At 45.4% G+C, this 25,831-nt stretch carries 24 protein-coding genes; 13 read left to right on the plus strand and 11 right to left on the minus strand.

Going from position 1 to position 25,831, the window contains the following annotated elements:
* Positions 1 to 122: 122 nt before the first annotated feature.
* Both AB6E78_RS14565 and AB6E78_RS14570 read right to left on the minus strand, forming a co-directional pair.
* Positions 123 to 896, minus strand: coding sequence for a PTS sugar transporter subunit IIA (locus tag AB6E78_RS14565; protein ID WP_372133869.1), 774 nt, complete (start codon positions 894 to 896; stop codon positions 123 to 125).
* 7 nt (positions 897 to 903) lie between these two features.
* Positions 904 to 1,206, minus strand: coding sequence for a PTS fructose transporter subunit IIB (locus AB6E78_RS14570; RefSeq protein WP_017070485.1), 303 nt, complete (start codon positions 1,204 to 1,206; stop codon positions 904 to 906).
* Positions 1,207 to 1,544: 338 nt separating this feature from the next.
* Here AB6E78_RS14570 and AB6E78_RS14575 point away from each other — a divergent pair, with 338 nt between their 5' ends.
* Complete coding sequence (locus AB6E78_RS14575) at positions 1,545 to 3,410, plus strand: fructose-specific PTS transporter subunit EIIC (protein WP_372133865.1); 1,866 nt, start codon at positions 1,545 to 1,547, stop codon at positions 3,408 to 3,410.
* Between the two features lie 120 nt (positions 3,411 to 3,530).
* On the opposite strand, the gene AB6E78_RS14580 is transcribed toward AB6E78_RS14575, so the two are convergent.
* Both AB6E78_RS14580 and AB6E78_RS14585 read right to left on the minus strand, forming a co-directional pair.
* Positions 3,531 to 4,115 carry a TetR/AcrR family transcriptional regulator gene (locus AB6E78_RS14580; protein WP_372133864.1) on the minus strand — a complete coding sequence of 195 codons (585 nt, stop codon included), beginning with the start codon at positions 4,113 to 4,115 and terminating at the stop codon, positions 3,531 to 3,533.
* A gap of 139 nt (positions 4,116 to 4,254) precedes the next feature.
* Positions 4,255 to 4,428 carry a hypothetical protein gene (locus tag AB6E78_RS14585; RefSeq protein WP_017061661.1) on the minus strand — a complete coding sequence of 58 codons (174 nt, stop codon included), beginning with the start codon at positions 4,426 to 4,428 and terminating at the stop codon, positions 4,255 to 4,257.
* 495 nt (positions 4,429 to 4,923) lie between these two features.
* Between AB6E78_RS14585 and AB6E78_RS14590 the strand changes: the two genes are divergently transcribed.
* Complete coding sequence (locus tag AB6E78_RS14590) at positions 4,924 to 6,903, plus strand: methyl-accepting chemotaxis protein (RefSeq protein WP_372133863.1); 1,980 nt, start codon at positions 4,924 to 4,926, stop codon at positions 6,901 to 6,903.
* A gap of 121 nt (positions 6,904 to 7,024) precedes the next feature.
* Here AB6E78_RS14590 and AB6E78_RS14595 read toward each other — a convergent pair whose 3' ends face one another.
* Positions 7,025 to 8,188: an amino acid permease gene (locus tag AB6E78_RS14595; RefSeq protein ID WP_017061663.1), complete on the minus strand. Its 1,164-nt coding sequence runs from the start codon at positions 8,186 to 8,188 to the stop codon at positions 7,025 to 7,027.
* A 490-nt stretch (positions 8,189 to 8,678) separates the two neighbouring features.
* Here AB6E78_RS14595 and AB6E78_RS14600 point away from each other — a divergent pair, with 490 nt between their 5' ends.
* The 3 genes from AB6E78_RS14600 to AB6E78_RS14610 all read left to right on the plus strand — a co-directional run bounded on the left by AB6E78_RS14600 (position 8,679) and on the right by AB6E78_RS14610 (position 11,269).
* Complete coding sequence (locus AB6E78_RS14600) at positions 8,679 to 9,914, plus strand: MerR family transcriptional regulator (protein WP_372112845.1); 1,236 nt, start codon at positions 8,679 to 8,681, stop codon at positions 9,912 to 9,914.
* Complete coding sequence (locus AB6E78_RS14605; RefSeq protein ID WP_372112843.1) at positions 9,915 to 10,484, plus strand: GNAT family N-acetyltransferase; 570 nt, start codon at positions 9,915 to 9,917, stop codon at positions 10,482 to 10,484. It begins immediately after the preceding gene.
* A gap of 236 nt (positions 10,485 to 10,720) precedes the next feature.
* Complete coding sequence (locus tag AB6E78_RS14610; RefSeq protein WP_333911867.1) at positions 10,721 to 11,269, plus strand: carboxymuconolactone decarboxylase family protein; 549 nt, start codon at positions 10,721 to 10,723, stop codon at positions 11,267 to 11,269.
* A gap of 114 nt (positions 11,270 to 11,383) precedes the next feature.
* Here the strand turns inward: AB6E78_RS14610 and AB6E78_RS14615 are convergent, their stop codons facing one another.
* On the minus strand, positions 11,384 to 12,811 hold the full coding sequence (locus AB6E78_RS14615) for a PLP-dependent aminotransferase family protein (protein WP_372133862.1): 1,428 nt from the start codon (positions 12,809 to 12,811) through the stop codon (positions 11,384 to 11,386).
* A gap of 124 nt (positions 12,812 to 12,935) precedes the next feature.
* Between AB6E78_RS14615 and AB6E78_RS14620 the strand changes: the two genes are divergently transcribed.
* Positions 12,936 to 13,835 (plus strand): DMT family transporter, encoded by a 900-nt coding sequence (locus AB6E78_RS14620; RefSeq protein ID WP_372133861.1) that lies wholly within the window; start codon positions 12,936 to 12,938, stop codon positions 13,833 to 13,835.
* A 105-nt stretch (positions 13,836 to 13,940) separates the two neighbouring features.
* On the opposite strand, the gene AB6E78_RS14625 is transcribed toward AB6E78_RS14620, so the two are convergent.
* Positions 13,941 to 14,366 carry a DUF3010 family protein gene (locus AB6E78_RS14625; protein WP_017071370.1) on the minus strand — a complete coding sequence of 142 codons (426 nt, stop codon included), beginning with the start codon at positions 14,364 to 14,366 and terminating at the stop codon, positions 13,941 to 13,943.
* A gap of 259 nt (positions 14,367 to 14,625) precedes the next feature.
* Between AB6E78_RS14625 and AB6E78_RS14630 the strand changes: the two genes are divergently transcribed.
* On the plus strand, positions 14,626 to 16,263 hold the full coding sequence (locus AB6E78_RS14630) for a methyl-accepting chemotaxis protein (RefSeq protein WP_372133860.1): 1,638 nt from the start codon (positions 14,626 to 14,628) through the stop codon (positions 16,261 to 16,263).
* 175 nt (positions 16,264 to 16,438) lie between these two features.
* Here the strand turns inward: AB6E78_RS14630 and AB6E78_RS14635 are convergent, their stop codons facing one another.
* Positions 16,439 to 16,786 carry a DUF3316 domain-containing protein gene (locus AB6E78_RS14635; protein ID WP_017069799.1) on the minus strand — a complete coding sequence of 116 codons (348 nt, stop codon included), beginning with the start codon at positions 16,784 to 16,786 and terminating at the stop codon, positions 16,439 to 16,441.
* A 209-nt stretch (positions 16,787 to 16,995) separates the two neighbouring features.
* Between AB6E78_RS14635 and AB6E78_RS14640 the strand changes: the two genes are divergently transcribed.
* Positions 16,996 to 17,865, plus strand: coding sequence for a LysR family transcriptional regulator (locus AB6E78_RS14640; RefSeq protein WP_017064933.1), 870 nt, complete (start codon positions 16,996 to 16,998; stop codon positions 17,863 to 17,865).
* Positions 17,866 to 17,979: 114 nt separating this feature from the next.
* Here the strand turns inward: AB6E78_RS14640 and AB6E78_RS14645 are convergent, their stop codons facing one another.
* Positions 17,980 to 19,641 (minus strand): methyl-accepting chemotaxis protein, encoded by a 1,662-nt coding sequence (locus tag AB6E78_RS14645; RefSeq protein WP_372133859.1) that lies wholly within the window; start codon positions 19,639 to 19,641, stop codon positions 17,980 to 17,982.
* A 275-nt stretch (positions 19,642 to 19,916) separates the two neighbouring features.
* Here AB6E78_RS14645 and AB6E78_RS14650 point away from each other — a divergent pair, with 275 nt between their 5' ends.
* From AB6E78_RS14650 to dgcA, 5 genes are all read left to right on the plus strand, one after another.
* Positions 19,917 to 20,429, plus strand: a complete 513-nt coding sequence (locus AB6E78_RS14650; RefSeq protein ID WP_017061674.1) for an RNA methyltransferase — start codon at positions 19,917 to 19,919, stop codon at positions 20,427 to 20,429.
* Between the two features lie 87 nt (positions 20,430 to 20,516).
* Positions 20,517 to 21,353, plus strand: a complete 837-nt coding sequence (locus AB6E78_RS14655) for an SGNH/GDSL hydrolase family protein (RefSeq protein ID WP_372112832.1) — start codon at positions 20,517 to 20,519, stop codon at positions 21,351 to 21,353.
* A 95-nt stretch (positions 21,354 to 21,448) separates the two neighbouring features.
* The gene (locus tag AB6E78_RS14660) at positions 21,449 to 22,339 is read left to right on the plus strand and encodes a LysR family transcriptional regulator (RefSeq protein WP_017066887.1); all 891 of its coding nucleotides are present in this window, start codon (positions 21,449 to 21,451) and stop codon (positions 22,337 to 22,339) included.
* A 91-nt stretch (positions 22,340 to 22,430) separates the two neighbouring features.
* Complete coding sequence (gene dgcN, locus AB6E78_RS14665) at positions 22,431 to 23,438, plus strand: N-acetyltransferase DgcN (protein ID WP_017061677.1); 1,008 nt, start codon at positions 22,431 to 22,433, stop codon at positions 23,436 to 23,438.
* Between the two features lie 57 nt (positions 23,439 to 23,495).
* Positions 23,496 to 24,482, plus strand: coding sequence for an N-acetyl-D-Glu racemase DgcA (gene dgcA, locus AB6E78_RS14670; RefSeq protein ID WP_017066889.1), 987 nt, complete (start codon positions 23,496 to 23,498; stop codon positions 24,480 to 24,482).
* A 94-nt stretch (positions 24,483 to 24,576) separates the two neighbouring features.
* Here dgcA and AB6E78_RS14675 read toward each other — a convergent pair whose 3' ends face one another.
* Both AB6E78_RS14675 and AB6E78_RS14680 read right to left on the minus strand, forming a co-directional pair.
* Complete coding sequence (locus tag AB6E78_RS14675; protein WP_102393449.1) at positions 24,577 to 25,365, minus strand: HAD-IIB family hydrolase; 789 nt, start codon at positions 25,363 to 25,365, stop codon at positions 24,577 to 24,579.
* A 78-nt stretch (positions 25,366 to 25,443) separates the two neighbouring features.
* On the minus strand, positions 25,444 to 25,599 hold the full coding sequence (locus AB6E78_RS14680; protein ID WP_017061679.1) for a DUF3012 domain-containing protein: 156 nt from the start codon (positions 25,597 to 25,599) through the stop codon (positions 25,444 to 25,446).
* Between the last annotated feature and the right edge of the window lie 232 nt (positions 25,600 to 25,831).

Genomic DNA, 25,831 nt, shown 5'->3' on the forward strand with positions numbered 1-25,831 from the left:
AAAACGGCTGAGCTCTAATGCTCAGCCGTTTTTTATTGTATGAGAAAATGAGCTTATAACGATTGGATAGGTGTCACAACGGGGGATTAATGGATGCTTTGAGTTTGACCAGAAGAGATGAATTAGATAAGGCGTGACGAGATGTACATCAACAAGGCTTGTAGGTCGACACTGCTTCGAGTCTTTTGCAGACGTTCATTGACCTGATCGTGAAGCAGGTTTCGAGTTAGGTTGGTCGCCGCGACAATGTGCTCACGCTGTGGCTTGGTTGGCAGAACAAGAGCAATGGCCACATGCACTTCGCCGATACGTGATGCCCAGTCAATTGGGTCGTCACTGACGATAACCGCAATCGAGAGATCTTGAGTCGATTCAAACATTACATGCGGCAGTGCAATACCCGGTGACACGCAGGTTGAAGAGCGTTCTTCTCGCTTAATAAATGCCAGAATCAATTCATCTGGGTCTTCTGGGTAAACAAGGTGAGCGAGCCCTTTCAAGCACTCAAATTTGGTCAGTTGGGTTTGCGCCTTAGCGTGGTGCCATTTGATATCACAAGGTGGGCATATTTGTGGCATTCGCTGAATTAGATCGCTAGAGAACTCATGGCTCACCTGTGAGCCAACCATGTCGTAATGCTCTGCAATGACATCTTTGAGAACGAAGCAGGCAAGCTCCGCATCAATACCAACCGCGGTTATCTGACACAAATCACCACGAAGTAGACCTACTTGTAGCATCGCGACGGATTTGGAGAGATCAGCGGTTCGATTTTGAGTGATGTTGATAATGCGGATGTTGCTTTTGAACTTCTTCGCTAAGCGAGTCAGCGGCTGTGCGACATGTGAGTTCGCGGCAGGATCGTTAACGAAGAAGGTGATCTGGTATTCGTTCATCAAAAGCTTAAGTTCGACAATGCTTAATAAAAACTTTATCGACACTCAACAACACCTCTTCCATTGGAACAAATACGGTTTTAGCTGGGTCAAATCGGCTTGGTTGTTCGATGTCGATATCAGATACGATCAACACTTTGTCTGCGAGGGTAATATCTTGGGCGGTCAGTAAGTTTTCAATACCCATAGCGCCTTGCGTCTCAACCTTGATTGAAACGTTGAACTTAGGGGCTGTTTTATTTAGAGCATCAGCTGCCATATAAGTATGCGCAATGCCTGTAGGGCACGCAGTTACCGCTACAATTCTCATTATTATTCTCGGCTTAATCTCGTCCCTGTTACGTTACATAAGCTACCTTTCAGAAGCTACCCGGCAAAAGCTATCTTGCATGGGAACTCCAGTATGGAAAGCTCGCATGGGAGAGGGACGATATTGTTATGGGTTCTGTGGATTTTATGGATTGGCGTTTTTTATTCCAAGGTGAAAGTCACACTCTGAGTTCTTGGTTACAATAATCCAGTTAATGCACCTTTCGTCCTATATATTGAGTGCCTTCACACCGTTAATCTTTTCATCTTATTAACCTTATTCCTAGGTTAACAGACACTAATTACTTCAGTCTGAAATCAGGCGAGGCAGAGCAGCATATGGATATCACCAACATTATCGAGCCCGAGATCATCTGCTTAGATTTACAAGCAGACTCAAAACAGGCGGTATTTGAAGAGCTTGTTGAACTGCTCGACCGTGCCGGTAAGCTCTCCAATAAACGTGAATTCCTTGACGACATCTGGAAGCGTGAAGCCATCGGTAATACTGGCTTTGATGATGGTATTGCGATTCCACATGCGAAAAGTACTGCCGTCGCTAAACCTGCTGTCGCAGTAGGCATTAGCCGAACGGGCATTGATTATGGTGCTGATGGCGGTGAACTCTCCGATGTGTTCTTTATGCTCGCTTCACCAGACAACAACGACGACCACCATATCGAAGTACTGGCTCAGATTTCGACCAGACTTATCGAGGATGGCTTTGTTACAAAATTAAAGGCGGTGGAGTCTGTCGAGGAAGCTCAAGAGCTGTTTCTCGAAGCCAATTCAGATTCCTTCGACAGCTACGCTTCTAGTCATCATGAAGTGTATGTCGAACCACTAAGCCCTTGGGCACAATCTCTTAATCGCCTCAAAGAACACTTATTATACGGCACCTCACACATGATTCCTTTCGTGGTTGCAGGTGGTGTGCTTTTGTCTTTGTCGGTGATGATGTCGGGTCATGGTGCAGTACCTGAAAGCGGTGTGTTAGCAGATATCGCACAGATGGGCATCGCGGGGTTAACCCTGTTTACAGCGGTGCTCGGTGGTTACATCGCGTATTCAATGGCCGACAAACCGGGTTTAGCGCCCGGTATGATTGGTTCTTGGGTTGCGGTGAATCAATACAATACCGGCTTTCTCGGTGCAATTGTGGTCGGTTTCTTCGCTGGTTTTGTGGTGAATCTACTTAAGAACATCAAACTGCCAGACAGCATGATCTCGCTGAGCTCTATCTTCATCTATCCATTAGTCGGCACCTTCGTGACCTGTGGTGCGGTGATGTGGGTGATTGGCTCTCCGATAGCTCAAGTAATGCTTGAGATGAACCAAATGCTCACGGGCATGGCAGGCTCCGGAAAAATGGTATTGGGCAGTATTTTAGGTGCAATGACGGCCTTTGATATGGGCGGCCCGATCAATAAAGTAGCAACGCTGTTTGCCCAAACTCAGGTGAATACTCAACCATGGTTGATGGGCGGTGTCGGGATAGCGATTTGTACGCCACCGCTAGGTATGGCATTGGCGACTTTCTTATCGCCAAAGAAATTCAAAACAGACGAACGTGAAGCAGGTAAAGCGGCGGGTATTATGGGTATGATTGGCATCAGTGAAGGCGCGATTCCTTTTGCTGCCGCCGATCCTGCGCGCGTTCTGCCTGCGGTTGTTGCTGGTGGCATTGTCGGTAACGTGGTTGGCTTTATGTTCCATGTAGTGAACCATGCACCATGGGGCGGCTGGATTGTGCTGCCAGTGGTAGATGGCAAGATTGGTTATATCGTCGGCACACTAGCAGGTGCTCTAACGACAGCCCTGATCGTAATTCTTCTGAAGAAGAACGTGGTCGAAGGTGAAGTGAATTCTAATCAGTTGACCTGTGGTTCGGTAACGGAAGAAGGGCAAGCAGATGTATTGGCGATCACTTCTTGTCCATCTGGTGTTGCCCACACTTTCTTAGCGGCGAAGTCTTTAGAAAAGGCGGCGCATCATCTTGGGGTTCGGATTAAAGTCGAAACCCAAGGTGCCAACGGAATAGGTAATCGCATTACCCAGAAAGACATTGAAAGGGCGAGGTTGGTGATCTTTGCTCACGATGTGGCGATTAAAGAAGTAGAGCGCTTTGCGAACGTTAAAATCTTAGATGTCAGCACTAAAGAAGCGATGCTCAATGCGCAGGCGTTGATCATGCGAAAGGTGTAACCCTTAAGCTTTAAAGTTAATCATCTATAAAGTTAACTAGACTCAAACTAAAAAGACTCCGTTCTAGCCTTTGGCTAATAGTGGAGTCTTTTTGTATGGCTTCTAAAACAAGTTGAGCTTTTAAAAAGGATGATACTTAAATACGTCTTCAACCATAGAGTTAAGCAAATCGATGTCGTCACAGGTTTTCGCGTAGGTACGCAAGCCTGCGATCTGAACTTGAACATGTCGAGCAAGCTGAACAGGTTCACGCTCTTTGCTTATTTCACCAAGCTCTTGTGCTTCGGTAATCAGCTTAGCGAACTCACCTTCCATGATCTTGAGAGATCTCTTCGCCTCTTCTAATAACTCTGCGTGCTCGTCAGTCAACTCAGCCACCGTCTTAGCCAACATACACATGCCATTTGGCGCACTTTTTTTAGATTCAACTACTGCACGTTTTACGAAGCTTTCAAGCGCTTTGATAGGCGATTCGGTTTCACTGCGAAAGCGGTTCAGGTTGAGAATACCAAGTTCGGTATAGCGAGCAAGCGTCTCTTTAAATAGACCCTCTTTGCTGCCGAACGTCGCGTAGATGCTGCCCGGACGCATATCAATCACGTCTTGCAGGTTGCGCATAGAAGTCGCATGAAAGCCCTTTTCCCAATACAGGTTCGTTGCTTTATCTACTACATCTTGTCTATCGAACTTAGCGGTCTTGGCCATAACATCTACTTCATTAATCTGAACATATGTTCAATATTTTATGCTGAACGTTCGTTCTAGTAAAGGTGTGTTTAGCTGCTTTGCGCAGGCTTAGAACATCAAAGAGTTAATAAAACATCCAGATCATCAGGAAATAATCTTAATCATCAATAACTTCTACGGTCTTGTGCTGAGCGCCGTAGTAGGTGCCTTCATCGATGGTGTACATCAATGTTGCTTCGCACTCTGGACAATCGAATTCCTCATTGGGTTCAATAGCCGCTTCTTCTACCCATTCCCAACCGATATGTTCTTCGCAAGCGGGACAATCCATACAATATCTCTCAGTTGTTGTCGCATATTTATTGCGAATCTCTACTTTGATAATTCGGCATTATACATATTTAGTTAACGAGGAATAGACAGTTAATCAGCGCAGAATAGGGAGTTGATTAGTTGTGAATCAATCGCTGGTGAGCGTTGAATCTATAGTTAGTTCTGAATATATCGTTTTCTCTGAGCACATAATTGGTGCAGGCCTACCCCTTTTGGGTAGTTAAAGTGTGTCAGATTTCAGTCGCTTACGTCAATAAAATGTTGTCGCATGTGTTTTGGGTATCGTTAGGTCGCTTAGCTAACAGTTTTATCGGTAAATCAATGAATTTTGTAAGGTTAAATGTTACCTTCATCGCACCGCGATCTGTGTGGCACGGTAATTGATGCACATTGATCAAGTTGAATAATTATACAGTCACAATTGAGGCGCATCTTATTAAGGGTGTGCGAGTTAGATGACTGAAAAGATTTGTTAGCTGCTAGGGAAATGATAATGAAATTAACCGATATGTCTTTTAAGCAAAAAATCATCGCTTTGCTTATTTTACCGATCTTGGGATTTCTATGGCTTAGCGTTTCTGCGATTTCAAAAGGCGTAGAAACCACCAGTGAATTGTCTTCATTAAACCAACTTACCCGTTTGTCGGTTGTGTACAGTGAACTTGTGCATGAGTTACAAAAAGAGCGTGGAATGACGGCTGGGTTTATCGGCTCACAGGGCACTAAGTTTGTCAGTGAACTACGTGCACAAAGAGCCAGTGCAGATAATAGACGTAATCTGAAAACCGAATACTGGCAATCTGCTGAAATCGATTTACCGCAGATCACTCGGCTGAACACTGAAATAAGCCAAAGCCTAAATCAAATTACTTCTATTCGAAATCGAGTGGATTCTCAATCGATTCCTCTGTCTGAAGCTTTGGGTTACTACACCAAACTGAATGCAAAGCTGCTGAGCGTATCGGCGTTAATTGCTGAGCTTAGCTCTGATGCTGCCATCACCACTGAAACCATCGCTTACTACAACTTTTTACAAGGTAAAGAGCGAGCGGGTATCGAGCGTGCTGTCCTAAATAATACCTTCTCTAAAAATGAATTTGGCCCAGGCATGTTGGTTAAATTCATCTCTTTGGTGACTGAGCAAAATACCTATTTCTCAAACTTTGAGGTATTGAGTAACCCAGCTAACGTTCGTTTCTTTGAACAGCAATTGAATGATCGTTCGGTGGCAGAAGTAGAAAAGCTTCGTGGTTTGGCTGAATCTAAGATGAGCGGTTTTGATGTTGATCCTGTGTACTGGTTCTCGCAATCTACCGCTCGTATTGTTCAGCTAAAGAAAACAGAAAACCACCTAGCAGAGTCGCTTATCGCACTGACAGAGAAAAAAATGTCAGAGGCGCAGTCTGCGATGATGATGAGTATTGGTCTGTTTGCTTTGATAACCTTGTTCGCGACCTTCGTGAGCTATAAGGCGATCAGCGACCTGACGATGAGAGTGAAAGACCTGACAGTGATGTTGTCTAAAGTTCGTAATGACAACGATCTAACGGTTCGTGCTAAGTACGTTGGTAACAGCGAACTTGGACAGATCTCTTCTGCACTCAACGAAACCCTAGAGAAGTTTTCAAACGTTATCGACAACCTGTCTCAGTCGAGTCTGACTTTAGCTTCAGCTGCTGAAGAAACCTCGCAAACTTGTCACTACAACTCGAACACGCTAGTTCAACAACAAGACCAAATAGGCTTAGTTGCGACTGCGACAGAAGAGTTATCAGCAACGGTAAATGAAGTGGCCGCTAAAACTCAGCAGACAGCAAGCTCCGCTAAACTGGTCGATGAGCAGTCGCAAGAAGGTTTGAGTACGGTTCAAAACTCTTACCACTCTATCGAAAAACTGGCTTCTGAAATTAATGACCTAGCGGAAAAAATCACGCATCTACACGAGAGCAGCAATAACATTAACAGTGTGATTGATGTGATTAAGTCGGTAGCAGAACAAACCAACCTACTGGCATTGAACGCGGCAATTGAAGCGGCACGAGCGGGTGAGCAAGGCCGTGGATTCGCGGTAGTGGCTGATGAAGTTCGCACGTTAGCACAGCGTACTCAGCAGTCGACAGCTGAAATTGAAGGTTTCATCAGCTCGTTACAGTCTGATGTGCAAACCGCGTTTAATGTGATTGATAACAGTCAGAAGATGTCGTCTAAAGCGGTTGAGGATTCAAAAGAGGTGGAACACACCTTACAAGGTATCTCAGCATCGGTGAGCGAGATCTTTAGCATGACTGAGCAGATCGCAACCGCTACCGAAGAGCAAGCGGTAGTGACTCAAGATATTGCTCAAAACGTCATGGCAGTAGAGCAGAAGTCGACAGAATCTACGACAGGTGCAACGCAAATAGCTGCAACAGCCAAAGAACAAGCTCAGTTAGCAGCTTCATTGAAAGATATTGCGAGTACGTTTAAGAGCTAACTAGCAAGCACTCCAATAAGAAGTAAAATGCCCGTTAGTCTCTACTTTTAATAGCAGGACTAACGGGCTATCTGTATCTGCTGTCTTCTAAATGGCAACAGATAGTTCATTCAATGGGGATCTACCCCATAAACCAAGACACGAAAATCAACGCACCAAAACCAAATGTCGCCATTAATGCCGTGTCGCCACCGGCTGCTGTGTAGCTGCCTTCGGTTTGTAGGTGAGGGAAGTCAGGTCTGCGAACCTTAACTACCATTGCGAGTGGGCCCCAGATAGCTAGGAACACCAGGACCATGCCTGCATAGTCCAGCATGCTTACAAACTGGCTAGCGAACAGCTCAGCTAATACCAAAGGTAAGATGAAGGTTAGCGCATAAGCCAACGCTTTGTTGTTGGTCACCGCATCTTTGTTTTGGTCGTAAAGCGCCATCGACACGCCGAGGAAAGAAGTCACCAAGGCCAGAGCAGAGAACAGAGCGATCACCACTTTCAACCAAGCAGATTGGCCGCTGAACGCAGAGATCAACTCAGAGATATTGTGGAACTGGCTTATCGCGTCTGTGCCAAGGTTGCCGATAATCGCGAATAACCAAGTTAGGTAGCAAATTAATGGAATCACTGAGCCTAGCAGAATCATATTGCGGATCTGCTTTTGAGTTGCTTCACGGTTGTAGATAACCAGTGACGGGATCACCACCATAGAGGCAAAGCTAGTAAAGATAACTGCGCTGTATTGCACCACGTCGTTGGCCGTGTATTGGCTGGTTTGAGTTAGGTAATCAAGGCGAATGTTGCTAAATAATGACGCGATAACGATAAACAGCATCACCACCATCAAGATGAATAGCCCGCGATTCAGTTTGTCGATATAAGACTTGCCCGAGACGACGATAGCACCCATCAATAGGCTGAAAATGGTATACGCAACGGATGCTGATACATCGACACCAACGTCGAGCAGTAGCTTATGAATGATGTCACCGACACCCAAGATATAAGCGATCAACATGCATACTAGCAACAGGTAAAAGAGTGCATTGATAAAGTGTTTACCTTTGCTGCCCAGAGTGAGGTAAGCAACACTGCTCATGCCACTGTTGTCTTTAGTTTTAGTGCATGCTTCTGCCAGGAGGAGTGCAGAGTATGTGGTGCCGATAAAGATAAGTAGCATCAGCACTGAGCTGATCATGAAGCCAAATTGGGCCAACACCATGGGAATAGCGAGCATGCCAGCCCCTAATGCAGTTCCTGACAGAATCAAAGAACTGCCGAATAATTTCATATTCAAGAAAAACAACCTCAAGCGATCCAATTAAATTTTGTTTGGATTGTAAATAATTGTTTCCAAGACTAACAAAATACTCAGTAAAGTTAGGGGTTAATTTCTAATAAATTTTGAATTTTTCTAAAAAATTTAAGCAGGAATTTCTGGTGTATATGTGTGGTTGATTTAAGTATTCACTCGGTGAGTTTATTTATCGTTTAGTTAACGTTCGTCCATTATTGAATGATTTAGAAATTGGCAAAATTCAGTTAAAAAGAAGTATGTTTATGAGCTAATTGTTTTCAATTCATCAAGTTTAATACTTCTCCTTTCCTGAATCCCGTTCAGGCAATGTCGATGACTAACCGTTCTATGGGTAAAAGACACGCTCAGATCGCTTTATCAATTTGAAGGTAAATAGGTAAAGAACGAGAAAAGTGTCGAAAATTCTGTTGACCTGACTACAACTTCATAGTTTACCTTTACTACTAAAATGAGGGAGAAGTGGATGTATCGCATATCTGAATTAGCGGAGCTCGTTGGCCTGAGCCGTTCAACGCTTTTGTACTATGGAAAGTTGGGTTTGATAGAAGCTCAACGCACCAATAATGGTTATCGAAGTTATTCCGAACGCGACTTGCAGCGTGTGAAATTGTTGCAGCAGTTACAAGCGGGTGGACTGACGTTGAAAGAGTGTCAGGCGTGTTTGGATGCCAAGGTTGACCGCTCCTTGTTACAAAACCGACTCGAACAATTGGACGAAGAGATCGCTCAGAAACAGCGTTCGAGAGATCTTTTATCGGCCTTGTTAGGCGAGAGTGGTTTGCAAGATTGGCATGAATCGATGGACAAGGTGGCGCCTGATGCGCATCTCGATTGGCTCATTAAGCAAGGCTTTGATGAGAAGCAAGCACTGCGACTGAAATGGCTTTCAAAAGACATGAACGATCATGACCAGTACATGGCGGATTTTGAGGTGATCTTTGAGGGTTTACAGCGTTTAGGGCCAGGAACAGCGGAAGATACTTTAGCGGCGTTGGTACACGTTTCGGTTTCTCCTAAACGTGTGCTTGAGATCGGTTGTGGTAAAGGTATTGCCACCTCTGTGTTAGCGAAAGCCTTAGTAGAACATCAAATGGATGTGCAAATAACGGCGGTAGATAATGATCAACCGAGTTTAGATGTTCTGACTCAGCAAGCACAGGTTCTTGGCTTAGAAAGCAACGTCAAAACCGTATACGCGAGCATGATGGATCTGCCGTTTGAAGCTAAGTCGTTTGACCTAATTTGGTCGGAAGGCAGCGCTTACATCATGGGTGTTGAAAAGGCGCTAAAGCAGTGGCGAAATTTACTCAGTGATGACGGCATATTGGTCGTTAATGATTTGGTGTGGAATACCGAACAACCTAACGAATCGAGCAAAGCGTTCTGGCAAAAAGAGTATCCAGACATGACGACGGTATCCGAGCGAATTAAACAGGCACAAGCTGCGGGTTATGAAGTCTTGGAGCACTTTGCACTGAGCGATGCTGGTTGGCTTGCGTATTACCAGCCCTTTCAAAAGCGAGTAGAAGCGCTTAAAGCAACGATGCCGAACTCAAAAGCGCTCGTAGATTGCGACAATGAAGTTAAACAATTTTTCGATAGCAACACATCAAAGAACGGCTTGGATCAACAGCCTTCGAAAGGTTCTGAACAACGTGATTTTGATTATCAGTTCTTTGTGCTCAAGAAATTAAAGTAAGTGAGTAACACCATGAAATTTAGACAATATAATTCAAGCGAAATCGAAACGATCACTCAAGTTTTCACTCAAACCTTTACGGATTCAGAAGGCGAGAACGAAGGTAAAACCGTGGGTATGCTTGCCAACGACCTTTTAACGACTACAGCCCCGACAGAGCTACTTTGCTTTGTCGCTGAAGACGATTCTAGTGAGTCGGATGTGGATAGCACGATTGTGGGTGCGATTATCTTTACGCCGCTTTCATTTGATGATGAAACCAAGGCATATTTGCTTTCGCCAGTGGCGGTGAGCACTCAGATGCAAAAGCGTGGTATTGGTCAGCGCCTGATTAACTTCGGTTTGCAGTTTCTAAAAGAGCAGGGTATTGAGCTTGCAGTGACGTACGGTGATCCTGACTACTATTCAAAAGTGGGCTTTGGGCAAATTACCGTTGAGCAGGTCCCAGCGCCCTTTGAATTGAGTTTCCCTCACGGTTGGTTGGCTCAATTGTTAACTGGTGGTGAAATCAAAGTAACAAGTGGCAAGTCGAGTTGTGTTAAAGGCTTGGCTCACGCAGAATATTGGTAGCCGCTTGCAAAAAATTGAGAAAAAGAGAAAGCCCATCAGGTGTTGCCTGTTGGGCTTTCTCGTTATGAACAAAAGATATCCGTCAGGCTTCAATGTACAGTTTGAACGAGTGTTCAAAATAACACTTGAACGATCGTTCTTGTTTGATCTATATTGTTTTCACACCAACGGAGAACATTCATTAATTGCTCCGTGATTGAATAACTTTAGAACCGAAAATTGATAGGGATAGAGCAATGAGCAACTTCAAAATTCACTCAGTAGAATCCGCGCCAGAGCAAAGCCAACCTATTCTTGAGGGCGCTAAAAAGCAGATGGGCAGAGTGCCGGGCTTGTTTGGTGTGTTGGCTGAATCTCCAAACACACTTAAGGCTTACACCCAGCTTCATCAGGCATTTAGTGACTCATCTTTCGATGCTGAAGAGCTAACGGTTGTTTGGCAAACCATCAACGTTGAACACGAATGTCACTACTGCGTTCCAGCGCACACAGGTATCGCACATTCAATGAAGGTTGATCCTGCAATCACCGAAGCACTGCGTAATCGCACGGCTCTACCCACTGAAAAATTGCAAGCACTGCATGATTTTACGCTGAGCATGGTGCGTAACCGCGGCAATGTGCCTGAAAGTGAAATGGCAGCATTCTTCGACGCGGGCTACGGTCAACAACAAGTGTTAGAAGTGATTCTTGGCCTGTCTCAGAAAGTGATCAGTAATTACGTAAACCACGTTGCTAAAACGCCAGTCGACAAAGTATTTGAACAGTTCGCTTGGCAAGGTTAATCGCATTTAACTAACCATCGTATTTAAGCAACTCAAGATATGATAATGATGAAAGCCCCGCTCAGTTGAGTGGGGCTTTGTTGTTTGGGTTGAATATGGAATTAACAAGGTTACCTAACGTACGTGCCTAGCGATTATCTTCGCTAGTGTCACAAGCCCTTCTTTCCACTCTTTGCTCTCTTCAATGTTGGCGACAGTGAAGCGCAGACAGTGTTTATATTGGTCGTTGGTGCCAAATACTGTTCCGGGTAAGATCCCCAATTTATGCTTCAAACAATCTTGATAGACCGCGTAGCTATCGACCGATTCAGGCAGTGTTATCCAGTTTAAAAAAGAGCCTTCCGGTTTTGATAGGTGGTATTGCCCGACAAGGTGTGGGTAGCTATCTAGTGCTTGTATTAACAGGCTTTGGAATTGCTTTTGATTGGTTTGGTAGAGCCGCTTCATCTTAGACAAATGACTGCGATATTTGCCGGTAGTGAGAAATTGACCCACAGCGGATTGCATCAGATTTGAGCTGCCCATGTTGTCGCATAAAAGGTACTTTTCGACCAAAGGTTGGTAGCGCCCAGACAGTAACCAACCGATTCGCAAGCGTGAGTCTAATGTTTTAGACAGTGAGTTGACGTAGATGACTCTATCTTGATCATCAAGCTCTTTGAGGCTCGCGATTGGTGTGTCGAATGCCAAGCTACCGAACACATCGTCTTCGATAATTGGCAAAGATCCGGTGATCTCCAGTAATGCTTTTCGATTCGCCAATGGCATCCGTGAACCGGTTGGATTAGTAAAGTTTGGCGTTAGCAGTAAGGTTTTCACTTCCCATTTGTCCAACGCACTCTGTAGTGATGGGATATCAATACCGTGGCTAACGCTGCTTGGGATTTCAAGGGCTTGCAAGCCAAGTGATTCAAGTAAAAGTAGATTACCGAAATAACAGGGCGACTCGACCGCCACGATGTCGCCGGGCTTGGTGAGCGCACGCAAAGCTAGACTGATCGCCTGTTGAGCACCATGAGTAATTGCAATCTCTTTCGATCCCGCAGGCACACCAAGATCATGAGTGATCTTTAACAATTGCTTTACTAATTGCTCGTCGCCGGGGGGTAATTGGTAATAACCGGGAAGCTGAGTTTGTAATCGACTGTGACGGCCAATCTCGGCATACAAGCTACGAATCGCAGGGTTGTTTATGTTCGGGTGCGCAGAACCTGCCAACAGTTTCAGGCGGCCTTTCGGGCGAGAGAGTACCGATTTGGTGACAGATAAGAGGTCCACTTTTTGAGGTTGGCTTGGTGTATCCCAGCAGGTGGTGTTCGGTGTCTTTACGCGATAGCCAGATTTAGGTACCGAGTAAACCCAACCCGTTGCTTCGAGTTCTTGATAGGCTCGAATTACGGTATTTTTGCTTACGCCAAGCTGTTCGCTTAACTGGCGGATCGAGGGAAGGCGATCGTCTGGATGAAAGAGCCCCTTATCGATCTGAGCCTTAATATGTTGTTCGGTAGCAAGGTATTTATTGCCGCTGAGTTCTGCTTCCACGTTTTTCTCCCTCGTTGCTCACTCTCAATCTGTAACCATTCAAAGTGTTATATCTGTATCTTTATTAGTTATCTGTACCCAACTAAGGTAACAGCATTGATGAAGAGTTGACCAGAGGTTTGTAATGCTGATTAAAATGATTCCGTTTGTGTTTGTAATATTGTGGTCGTCAGGTTTTGTCGGCGCACGTCTTGGTGTGGAATACGCGGAACCCGCAACATTACTTTCATTGAGGATGGTAGCCAACGTGGCGCTGTTCTTGGTTTTGATTGCAATCCTTAAGCGTCGTATTCCTCGTGGTCGCGCATTCTTCCACGCAAGTGTGGTTGGCATCTTGATTCATGGTTTCTACCTTGGTGGCACCTATCTGGCGATTGATATAGGTATGCCCGCCGGGTTGAGTTCTCTACTTGTTGGCTTACAACCGATTCTTACCGCATTGATTATGATCAGCTGTACTTCTCAGCGTTTTAATTTTGCACAGTGGTTGGGGTTAGCGCTTGGTTTTGCGGGTATTAGTTTGGTGTTGATGGGCAATATTGAATGGCAGTCAGACGACCAAAAAGGCTTGGCAACGTTATTGTGTTTGGTTTCTTTGGTGGGTATTACCTGCGGCACTTTGTATCAGAAGCGCTTCTGTCAGGGGACAGATATGGTCGGCGGTGCGATGGTGCAATATTTGGCTTCTGCCGCGTTGTTTCTGCCGTTCGCAATGCGTTACGAAACTATGCAAGTAAACTGGACGATAGAATTCACGTTGACTCTAATTTGGCTGGTGGTCGTTCTGTCTTGTGTTGCCATCCTATTGTTGCTTTACATGGTAGAGCACGGTGCATCTTCAAGTGTGGCCTCAGTGTTTTACTTAGTTCCACCGACGACAGCAATTCAAGCTTGGCTTATTTTCGGTGAGTCGTTCGACATCTATGGCGCAATGGGCTTTGCGTTGTCGGCAGCTGCAGTTTATTTGGTGGTGAGGAAGCCAGAATGGATTAAGGTTCGCAGACGAACAGTGTTACAGCGGTAGTTTGTATACCAAAACTCACTCTACTTAAAGTCGATGACTAGAAACCAAAAAGAGCCTGACAATGCAGGCTCTTTTTTTACTCATTTTTTCGCTAGCGATTGATGATTAGCGCTTCATCAAGCAAGCATATGCCGTAGTAAACGGTGCTTCTTGGTATTGCTTAAGGCCAGTTTCTTTGAATTTCATCATTAGAGGGTTGCGCTTGAGGCTCTCTTTGATGTCAGCAGGTGATACAACGGTTACGTCTAGGCCGTCGATCAGTTGAATTGCTGCTTCTAGTTTGAAACCAAAGCCACCGCCAGCAAATTTGCCTTTAGTCTGACGTTGGCGAATTACAACTTTTTCTACTTGGTAATCTTCCATTAACTTTGCAAAAGAGAATTGAAAGTCTTTCATATTCTGTGTGTCGTTTGCGTCGCTAATCGCAACCTTAGAAACTCGGCAATCAGGAATGTTAAATACGCCGTCTGACAGAGAAAGAAGACAGATGACTGCATCGTTACCTTTGATTTCAACACCACAAATTTTCATGTTCTTACCTACTTATTTTAGAGCCCTACATTATGGTGTTATTTCTAACACTTCTCCAGTATTTGCGCGTATCAGCAGCAAATAAGTCTAAATCAGAGAGTATTTTAGTCGCCGAAAGTTAACCTTTGATTGAAAAAGCATCACACGAATTTACGGTATCGTTTGCTATGAGATGAAGCTCACAAAAGCTTAGCGGGATTTTATATGTGTGCTGTATGTTGCGCGCGCATCCCTATTTGAAGTGTGGTTATTAATCCCAATGAATATCAATAATCTTTCGATTAAGAGTAAAATCGCGATCCCGCTGTTGGTGATTGTGATTGTTTTTTCTACCGTTACTGTGCTTAATGTCATTAGATCTAATGCTCAGGCTGCGATTAATAACGAGCTCAATAATGTGGTTCAGCCAGTGCTAGATAACCTAGAAGATGGCTACCGAGATATCTACCAAATTATCGCTTCGGCACAAGGTCTGTTGCTTGCGAAAGACCAAGCAGCGGTCGAGTACCAAAAGTTTGAATTTAAAGACAATGCTTACAAAGCGGTTCCTCGTTTTCAAAGTGTCGAAACCTTGTATCAAGCGGGCGTGTTGGACCCATCTTCACGTGGCGAGTTAGCAAAGCTTGTTAACGCGATGAGCAAGTGGGTGGCACTGCACGAGCCAATGTTCGCTGATCCAGCAAACGCAGACCAATACAATATTGATTACTCGCCAGCGCTTGACGCAGAGTTTGCGATCATTCGTACTCAACTGCGCGATATCCGAACTCTGATCGAATTGAAACAGAAAGAGCTTCGCCAGCAAGCCGATGACTCTATTGAATCGAGTAAGTTGATCATTGAAGTGGGTATGGCCGTTGCTGTTTTCGCTGCACTTTTCGCTATGTGGTTATCCAATCGGTTTATCGTTCAGCCAATCCAGAACGTAGAGAAAGCGATGAATGAGATCGCATCGGGTGACGGTAACTTGTCTCAACGTATGAAGGTCGAAGGTAATGACGAGATCGCTCGTTTGAGTTCTGCTTTCAACCAGTTTGTTGGCAAGATCCATGTCACCGTGGAGCAAGTTATTCTCACATCGAACGCAGTACGTGGCGAGATGGAAAACATCAAATCACTCACGCAAAGTGTTGCTGAATTCTCGTCTAATCAACAGCGAGAAAGTGAAGTGGTCGCGGCTGCAGTTCATGAAATGCAAGCAACCAGTGAAGTGGTGAGTGGTAACGCATTAGATGCGGCAATCGCAAGTAACGTTGCAAACCATGAAGTGGAATCGGCCGATACTACGCTTGGCTTAACTGTTACTTCGATTGAACGCCTTGCGCAAGATATCGAGAACGCGGGTGGTGTGGTTCAAGAACTAGATACAGACGTGAAGAACATCGCCTCAATCCTTGGCGTGATCAAAGGTATTGCAGAGCAAACCAACCTACTTGCTTTGAATGCGGCAATTGAAGCGGCACGAGCGGGTGAACAAGGCCGTGGCTTTGCGGTTGTGGCTGATGAAGTTCGAGCGCTTGCGAGTAAAACTCAAGACAGCACTGGCGAAATCCAATCAATGATTGAACGCTTAGAAGTGGGTGCTAAACACGCGGTTGGTGTGATGACTGAAAGCAAAGTGAGTGGCGAGAAAACCATTGTTCAAGCAGGAACTGCAGCATCTTCATTGAGTGAGATTCGTAACTCAATTGGCAAGATGAATGACATGAACACACAAATTGCTACGGCGGCTTCGCAACAGTCTCAAGTGTCTGAAGAAGTGAATAAGAATGTTCAACGCATCGCTGAAAGAACCATGCAAATGGTTGAGATGGCAAGCAGCGCAGAAAATGCATGTATGGCATTGGCTGAACAGTGTGAAGCGCTAGATAGCCTTGTGTCTCAGTTTGAAGTGTAATTTTCAAAATTAGACAGACGAATATGAGCTGATAATGGTTGCTCGTATTGAGTCCCATTAATCAGCGGTGAACGACAAAAAAGCCCGCACTCTATGAGTGCGGGCTTTCTTTTTGACTAGGTGATCAGTCTTTTGACTAGGTGATCAGTTTTTAGACCTGATCAATCACTCAGTGTTAGCTGCTAAGACCGTCTTTGTATGTGTAACGGTAGTCCACTTTTACGTTCGCTTGGTAGTGGATGTCGCCGTTCATGTTAGTGATCTTTTTCACTTCCATATTTGCATCATCAATCTTGAACGAATCGTATTTGGTTGTCTGTTGGAACTGTGGCAGTTCTCTTGAAAGCTCAAAAGGTGTTTTTGCGCTTAACTCATCCATAAGGTTGGTGCCTGCATCGTATGCTTCCGCTTCAGTAACAAATGTATCAGATTTTAGCGTTGTTTCTTGAATTGTTGTTTTAGTTGCTGCAAACGCAGTGGTGCTGAGTACAAGAGTTGATGCAAGTATGATTAACTTCTTCAAAGGGATACCTTACTTTGTTGTACCAGTGTTTTAGAGATTCTCACCCTAGCAATAGGGGGTGAGGTTAATGTTAGGACAAAAATATGGTTCTGTAAGGGAATGACTATAGGTGCCGAAGATTAATGCACAGCGCATATCAAGCAAGGTGACACTGATATCTAACTTCAATACACTGTATGGGTAACCAAAGTTCAGCATAAGGTAAAGGCATGGCCAATTGGGAAGGGGTAAGTGAGTTTGTTGCAGTGGCAGAGCGTGAAAGCTTTACTGGTGCGGCGCAGAAGCTCGCTACGTCGGTGGCTCAAATCAGTCGTAGAGTAGCAAACCTCGAAGAACGACTCGCAGTGAAACTGCTCAATCGAACGACTCGAAAGGTGTCTCTTACAGAGGCTGGGCAACTCTATTACCAACAATGTAAGTTGTTGGTCGAAGGTTTAGAAATTGCTGAGCTTGCGGTCACGCAGATGCAATCCACACCCAAAGGCTTACTGAAAGTCACCGCGCCTGTGACTTATGGTGAGCGCCAACTCGCCCCAATACTGCATCAATTCTTAAAGCTTCACCCGCAAGTAGAGCTTGAGCTGATGCTGACCAATCAAAAGCTCGATCTTATCGATTCGGGTGTTGATGTTGCGATTCGTCTTGGCCGCTTGGAAGATTCAAGCCTTGTGGCAAAGAGGCTGTCTCAACGCCAACTTTATGTATGTGCAAGCCCTGAATATATTGAACGTTATGGCGAGCCGCATACATTATCAGAATTAAATAATCACCAATGTTTAGTCGGTGGATTTGAACATTGGCGTTTCAAAGAAAATAGACGCCCTCGCTCAGTTCGTGTTAACGGACGCATTAAGTGCAACAGTGGTTTAGCCTTGTTAGACGCAGCTAAGCAGAGCATTGGCTTGGTGCAGTTGCCTGAATACTATGTGAGTGAAGACCTTGATTCTGGTGAGTTGGTTGAGGTGCTGTCCGATTATCGAGATGACAAAGAAGGGATCTGGGCGCTTTATCCTCAGAACCGCAACTTATCTTCAAAGGTTCGCCTGCTGGTGGACTTCCTTTCTGAGCAATTGGATTAGTGTATGGCTTAAAACCTCCACCGATAAAAACGGGCTTCAGAATAGAGATTCTGAAGCCCGACGTGTTTTAGGATTAATTATCGTTTGATTACGGCTTACTAGACCGAAAATGTATTAGACGGTGAAGCGATCCACCAAGTGATACAGCTCATTTGCACGACTGTTGAGGTTTTGGCTACCTGTACGGTTTTGATTCGCGAGTTCTGCCGATTGTGAGCTTTGGTCAGAAATCACCACGATGCGTTGAGATATTTCTTGGCCGACAATATTCTGCTGTTCAGTCGCTGTCGCAATAAGCGAGTTCATGTCCATGATGGTATCAATCGACGCTTGGATCTTCGCCAGTGCTTCGGCTGCGGCATTCGCTTCTTCCACGGTTTGCGCACTTCGGTTTTGACTTGAATCCATCGCTTTCACAGCAGCATCTGAGGCAGCTTTAAGTTGCTCAATCATCTTATGAATGTCGCCAGTGCTCTCTTGAGTACGGCTTGCTAGCTTACGTACCTCATCGGCTACTACAGCAAACCCACGCCCTTGTTCGCCCGCCCGCGCAGCTTCAATCGCGGCATTCAACGCAAGTAGGTTAGTTTGCTCGGCAATGTCTTGGATGACCGCCAATGAAGAGGAGATGTTTTGTACATCGCCTTCTAAACGAGACACCACGGTGTTCGCTTCTGATACTTCGCTCGCTAGGCCTGCCACCGAGTCTGCAGCTGCGTTTACGATCTGTTGCGCTTCTTTTGCATTGCCCTCTGCAAGTTTAGCGGAATCCGCCGCTTGGCTAGCGTTGCTCGAGATCTCTTGCGCCGTTGTGGTCATTTCAGTCATCGCCGTTGCAACTTGTTCTGTCTCTTCACGTTGCCCAGTAGCAATCTCGTCGACCTGCGCAGCGCGAGAAGACATGCTAGATGTCTCGGCTACGACTTGCTGACCGACATCGCTTACGCTGCGAATGATGGTTTGAAGGCTTGCCACGAAGGCGTTGAAGTTCTCGCTGAGCTTAGTGAACTCAGGCGCTTTAAATGTTTCCATTCGAGCGGTTAAATCGGCTTCGCCACTCGCGAATGCGCTGATTGAACGATCAAACTGCTCGAGTGGTCGCATGATGGTACGGTTGACGGCAACGGCAAACACAGCAACTACTAGGGCAATCAAACCACAGAATATAGCGATCGCCGTCAATGAGCTTTGTAACGCAGCATTTGAGCTCTCTTTCATCTCTGCGATGACCGCATCGATGTCGTCAGTATAGAAGCCTGTACCTAGCATCAAGTCCCACTGGGGAACGAATATCGAGTAGCTCAGTTTCGGTAGGGCTTCGGATTGACCAAGTTTTGGAAAGTAGTAGGTGGTGAATTCACCAAGCTTTGAGTTCTTGATCAAGTCACGAATCAGGTAGTTGCCTTTTTTGTCTTGCAGGTCGTAGTAGTTGTTACCAATACCATCGTTGTTTTGTCCAACAACCACTCGAACGCCTTTAGAGTCGTAGCCAAAGATGTAGCCAGATTCGCCATATTCGAGTGTTCTTAATGTTGGTAAGGCTTCTTCTAATGTTGCACCTCTATCCAAAAATGGGCTGATCGAAGAGTAGGCCATTTGTAGATACGCTTTGAGTTCCTTTTCTTTCATCGCCATCATATTGCTACGCGTCGATTCAACTTGCTGTGCGGTTAGCTCGGTGCTCTTCATATACGTCACGCTCATCATGCCAATTGCCATTAGTAGCAACGGAATGAAAGAGAGAATATAAAGGCGGTTTTTGATGGTTAGGGTCATGTCACGCTTCCTGTGTGATTGTCTCATGCAATTTTCAACACATTATTAATGTGGTTTCAAAATGTAAATGGGCTTGTTGTCTAATTGTTATCCTAGAGTGTTTTTGTTTTATAAATATGATGACGGTTAGGTTTTTGGGGTGAGAAGCCTTGCAACTAGAGGCTTAAGCGAGAAAAAGTGAGTTTGTATCGATGCTTTTGAATTCGACGCTGCTTTGTTAGAATGCGACGCTTTGTAGCACCCTGCTATGTCTATTCGTTAAGTGAGAAAGATTCATGAACAAAAGCCATGTGACTATTGGTTTAACTAACCCAAAGAGCCCGACAAACGTTGGTGCTGTTATGCGTGCGGCTGGTTGTTACCAAGTCGACGAAGTTAAATACACAGGGCAACGCTACGAAAAAGCCGCAAAATTCCACACCGATACTAAGAGTGCTGCGCGTACTATCCCGTTGACTGGTGTTGAGTCGTTTTTAGACAATCTTGATCCAGAAACGAAGATCGTTTGCGTAGAACTCGCAGAAGGTGCAACACCACTACCGCGTTTTAAACACCCAGAAAATGCCATTTATATCTTTGGCCCTGAAGACGGCTCTATTTCTCAAGATGTCGCCGACAGAGCCGATCATGTTGTGTACGTACCAACGGTTGGCTGCATGAACTTGGCTGCAACAGTTAACGTGCTGCTTTATGATCGCCTTGCTAAGTCAGATGAAATGGATGAGAGCAACGAGCTGATTAAGAAAAGCCGCGATAACCGTAATCACCTGCTGATCAAAGAAAAGTAATTCTCTGCTTCTAGTGTTATCTATCCCGTACGCAATCGGATATTATCTTGAGTTCATCATCAGATAATTGAAGGGTTAGATAACACCATGGAAGACAAGCAATTACTTGCCGCGCTACAGCAACACTCTGTCCTCGATCTCTATCAGTTATTCCAAGAAGTTGGTCAAAACTGCTCTTTGTATGCATTACTAGAGAGGTTATCTTCCCTTAAAGAACATCATCAACTGAGTACTCGTCTTAGCCCTTTTAAGCCTCATATCGAAGGATTGCTAGCTCAATTTGATAGCGCCACGCCAGATAGCGAGATCCTCAAGGCAGTCGCTCTTCAGTCTGAGATTCAGCAACGAGGCCACAGTATGAGTCGTTACATCATGACATCAGATAATCACCGCCATTTTTCTCCAAGTGCAGACTTAGTTATGTTTGGTGACTCGATCACCGAGTGGGCACCGTGGGCGGATATTTTCCGTGATATCTCGATGGTCAACCGTGGCTTAGCGGGTGACACCACAACTGGCATGTTGCGCCGTATTGATACCACGTTGAATGTGAAGCCAAAGCTGGTGTGTTTTATGGCAGGGATAAACGATTTAGCTCAGGGTTATGATGTCGACCATATCTACCAGAACTACATTGATATGCTTAAGGTGTGGCAAGAAAATGAGATTCGCATATTGGTGCAATCAACGCTTTATGTTGGCTCTAAACTGCAAGGTTTAAATCCGTCGGTTGAACTGCTCAATAGCAAGCTAAGCGAGTACTGTACACAGCAAGGCATTGCGTTCTTAGATGTGAATTCAGTATTGTCGCCTAATAAGCTGTTGTCGAACAAGTACTCGTGTGATGATCTGCATTTGAATGCGAAGGCTTATCAAACTTGGGCTGAGATACTTCAACCTACGATAGCTGAGCTACTAAAATAGACTCACGCAAAACGCTAGCTAGACCGATAAACAGCTTAGCTAATACAAGAAAAGCCAAACCCTAGATTTGTTTCGCGAACCATAAGGACATCAATGTGAACCTAAGACAATTGGAAGTCTTTTACGCCATTATGCAGACCGGAACCGTATCTGGAGCCGCGCGCAGCTTGCATGTGTCGCAACCAAACGTGACCCGTATTTTGGCGCACACGGAGCAACAACTTGGGTTTGGCTTATTCGAACGAGTTAAAGGGCGGTTGGTGCCAACGGTTGAGGCAAAAACCTTACTGCCAGAAGCGGAAAAGGTTTATCAGCAACTGGGTCAATTTCGTTCTTTGACCAATAAAGTCAAGCAAGGACATCAGCATTTACGCATTGGTGCGCCACCGATTCTGGCGACTAAATTGCTGACTCAGGTAATAGCCCAAATGTCTCGGGAACAAGAGCTCTCTTTTGAGTTGCTGACTGCAAACCGTGATGAGCTGTGTGCTGGGTTATTAAAGCATGAGCTTGATATTGCTATCGCGTTTGGCGATGAAGCACCGCCTGCGATATTAAGTGAAACGCTATTAACCGAATCACTAAAGGTTTTGGTTCCTTCCAATACGGTTGATCATTTCCCCGCGGAATTAACGTTAGATGATCTGATCAATTATCCGCTGCCAATCATCGGGCTCGATAGCCGCGATCCATTAGGCCTCCTGTTACATCAACGCCTTATTGCACGTGAGCAGCATTATCACCACCCGATATCTGTACGTGGGTATAGCGCCGCTGCGGAACTGGTCAAGCACCAAGCGGGGTTTGCGATTGTTGATCCGTGGACGGCAGAGCAATATCAAAATGACGATGCGGTCTGTGTGTTGCCGCTTCAACCAGACATCCAATTTTCGGTATCGATGCTTTGCGCAGAGCACACCCCTCAGTCGATTTCCGTTAAGCAATTTATCGCTTCATTGAAAATCCATACTCACCCTATAACTTAAGGTTATAGGCTCGCCATAAATAGGCATTCGGCAGCTTCGAAGTTCTTAATTAAAGTAAACCCATACAAGGGCTTATTAATTAGGAATACTCATGTCGATCGCTCAACCTTACCTTCTTTTTCTTGGGGATGTTACTGACCCACTCGCTGCAAAAACAGCTCGCGGTATTCATCAATGGCGACCAGAAATCTGCCTAGGTCAACTGCGTTTAACGGGTGATACCGTTTCACTGGGCTTAACGGATATGACCCTGCAAGAGGCGCAAGCGCAGGGCGCGAAGACGCTAGTGATTGGTACCGCAAATCCGGGTGGTGTTATTCCTGATTCTTGGCAGTCAACCATTATGGCCGCTGCAGAAATGGGATATGAGATTGCATCTGGCATGCACCAACGATTGAGTGAATTTTCACCGCTTGCTGACATGCAGCAACAAGGATTGACTAAGCTTCATGATGTACGCCATTTTGACGGTGTTCTTAATGTTGGTAACGGTAAGCTTCGTCAAGGTAAGCGCCTGCTTACTGTCGGAACTGATTGCTCAGTAGGCAAAATGTTCTCGGCATTAGCGATTGAAAAGTCGCTTAAACAAGCGGGAACATCCGCTCAGTTTAAAGCGACAGGGCAGACAGGTATTTTGATTGAAGGCAGCGGTATTTCGATTGATGCGGTGGTTGCGGATTTTATTTCTGGCGCAGTTGAAGCGATTAGCCCTGATTTTACCGACCACGATTGGGACATCATTGAAGGGCAAGGCTCTTTGTTCAACCCTTCGTTTGCAGGCGTGAGTTTGGGTCTTTTACATGGCGCACAAGCTGATGCCTTAGTGCTGTGTCATGAAGTTGGGCGACCACATATTCGTAACCTTCCTCATGCTAAATTACCAAGCATAGAACAGACGATTGAAGCCAACTTGCAAGCGGCGCGACTGACTAATCCAGACGCGAAGCTGGTGGGTATCTGCTTGAACACGTCGGCGATTAGCATTGAAGAGGCTGAGACATTGTGCCAAGAATGGACCACACTCTATCAAGTGCCAGTGACGGACCCAGTGCGCTTTGGTGTACAACACATTACTGATCATTTGCGACATTCACTTTAACGACTTCATCATTTCTACGTTTCCATTTGTTAAAGTGAACATCAACCGAGTGAAATTATGAAGATTACAGCTGAACCCATTATTATCGCGATGCAAACGCCTTTTCGCATCTCTCGTGGCAGTCGAACTGAGTGTCACGTTGTTCGTGTTTACATTGAACATGGTGGCAAACGAGCTCAGGGCGAATGCACGCCTTACCCACGATACGGCGAGTCATCGGAGTCTGTGTTAGCGCAAATCCAACAAGCGTCTAGCGCACTTGAAGCTATGTTTGAACGAGGCGTTACTGATCCGGCAGAGCTAAGAGATCATCTTCAGTCTTTATTGACCGGAGGGGCAGCGCGCAATGCGGTCGATTGTGCGCTTTGGGATTTTGAAGCTCAGCAGAACGACCAGACGTTTCCGAATAGCTTGTTTGAGTTGCCTGCTCAAATCGTGACTGCAATGACAGTCTCGATTGGCACGCCAGAAGCCATGGCGACTCAGGCTCGAGACTATGTCGCGAATGGTGCGAAACTTCTGAAAGTGAAGCTTGACGGCGAGCAGGTGGTAGAGCGTGTTCGCGCGGTACGAGAAGCTGCGGCAGATGTTCAAATTGTATTGGATGCGAATGAAGCGTGGACAGGATTGAATCTCGAAGAGTTGTTCAATCAACTGGTAGAATTTGATATTGCGATGATCGAGCAGCCGTTACCCCAACAGCACGATGCCTCATTGGCGCACATCAAGCACCCGATACCACTGTGTGCTGATGAAAGCTGTCATACCACTTCGCAACTTTCATCTTTGTTAGGCAAATATGAAATGGTCAACATCAAGCTCGATAAAACAGGTGGTTTGACCGAAGCATTGGTACTTGCTGAAGAAGCTCAAAGGCTAGGATTTACGCTGATGTCGGGTTGTATGCTCGGTACATCGCTGGCGATGCGTGCAGCTCTGCCTATCGCCGTTCAATCTGAAATCGTCGACCTCGATGGCCCAGTCTTACTTGGTCAAGATGTAGCACCATCACTGACTTATCGAGATGGGATGATTATTCTCTAAGTTCGTTGAGCCCGTTTAATCGATGGACATGACATGAATGAAATCGTATGAGTGAAAACTTGTGCGATTTTTGCTTCAAAGTCTGAGCGATTATCTAAATTACTTCACTTTTAAGCCTCAGCAGCGCATCCACAAATTCTGCAAACCCATAGCCACCAGGCTGCGACATGACCCTGCTTGGATGGTGCTCTAGCTTATCCCAATAATGTTGAATGTTTGCCACGCCAACGGTAAGTGGAAGTGATTCGAACATCTGCTGATCATTCATTGAATCGCCGACATAGCAGGCTTGATTGTGGATTTGCTCAAGCGATAAGCCTTTATTAGCCAGGAAACGGTGCACGGCGTTTTTCTTTGAGTGTTCGCCGTACCAAGCGTTGATATGAATCGAACTTGCCGTCGCGTGTGCGCCTAAAGCGTGTATTCTTTCGAGTACCGCTTGAACAGTTTCAGGATCAACAGGCTTACGGTTTTGGCCGATATCAATCGCGACCTCACACAAGCGGTAAGATTGATCCAAAGTTAGCGATAGGTCGGGGTAACTCAACAAGATCGCTTCAACTTCTTGTTTTAGCTTAGCTTGGTTCTTACGCACTTGTTCTAGCGGTGTTTCAGATGAGAGTTGTAATGCATCATCTTGCTTCTCTAGTAAGAAGGCGCCGTTTTCTCCAAGCACGGCATCGACAGGCCAGAGCTGCGCAATATGGTCACACCAACCAGCACAGGCTCCCGTTACAGCGACCACTTTGATTCCATTGTCTCTCAGCTTTTGTAACACAATCAGGGTTTCTGGAGGGAGTGAACCTTGCCAAGTGAGCGTGTCATCGACGTCGGTTAATACCCATTCGATGTGCTTCCAGTTGTTGTCTAGTTGGTGTTCCATTAAAACTCACTTATTCCATGGATTGTTTTACACAGAGCGTATTAATTCAGCCCAATGTAGAATTAGAAGCTAACGTGATTAGAAAATACAGTGTTTAGCAAAATCGCCCGCTTCATTAGCCGTCCAGTCACCTTTAGGCTTTTCTTTCATATCCGCACACCAAGCTTCACTGCCAACCTCGGTACAAGCCATTAATTGAGTAGCAAGGAAAAGTATCAACGCGATTTTCTTCATAATAAACATTCCGTTGTGGTCTAAATTTCTGCTTATAACTGTATCAAATACCACAAGTGATTGTTATAGCTGCTAAGAACTTAAGGGCGTTAATAATGATGTGGGGTTGAGCTGAATTCGAGGGACGGTAAAGAAGCGAAGGTTTGCTTGGCTTTAAGATCGAAAAAGCCAGCAATGTTGAACTGACCCCCAATAGTTGGACACCAATTATTGGGGGTCTTTTTATGTCCAA

The sequence above is a fragment of the Vibrio sp. 10N.247.310.98 genome, from assembly GCF_041467395.1.
Classification (GTDB): Bacteria; Pseudomonadota; Gammaproteobacteria; order Enterobacterales; family Vibrionaceae; genus Vibrio; species Vibrio crassostreae_C.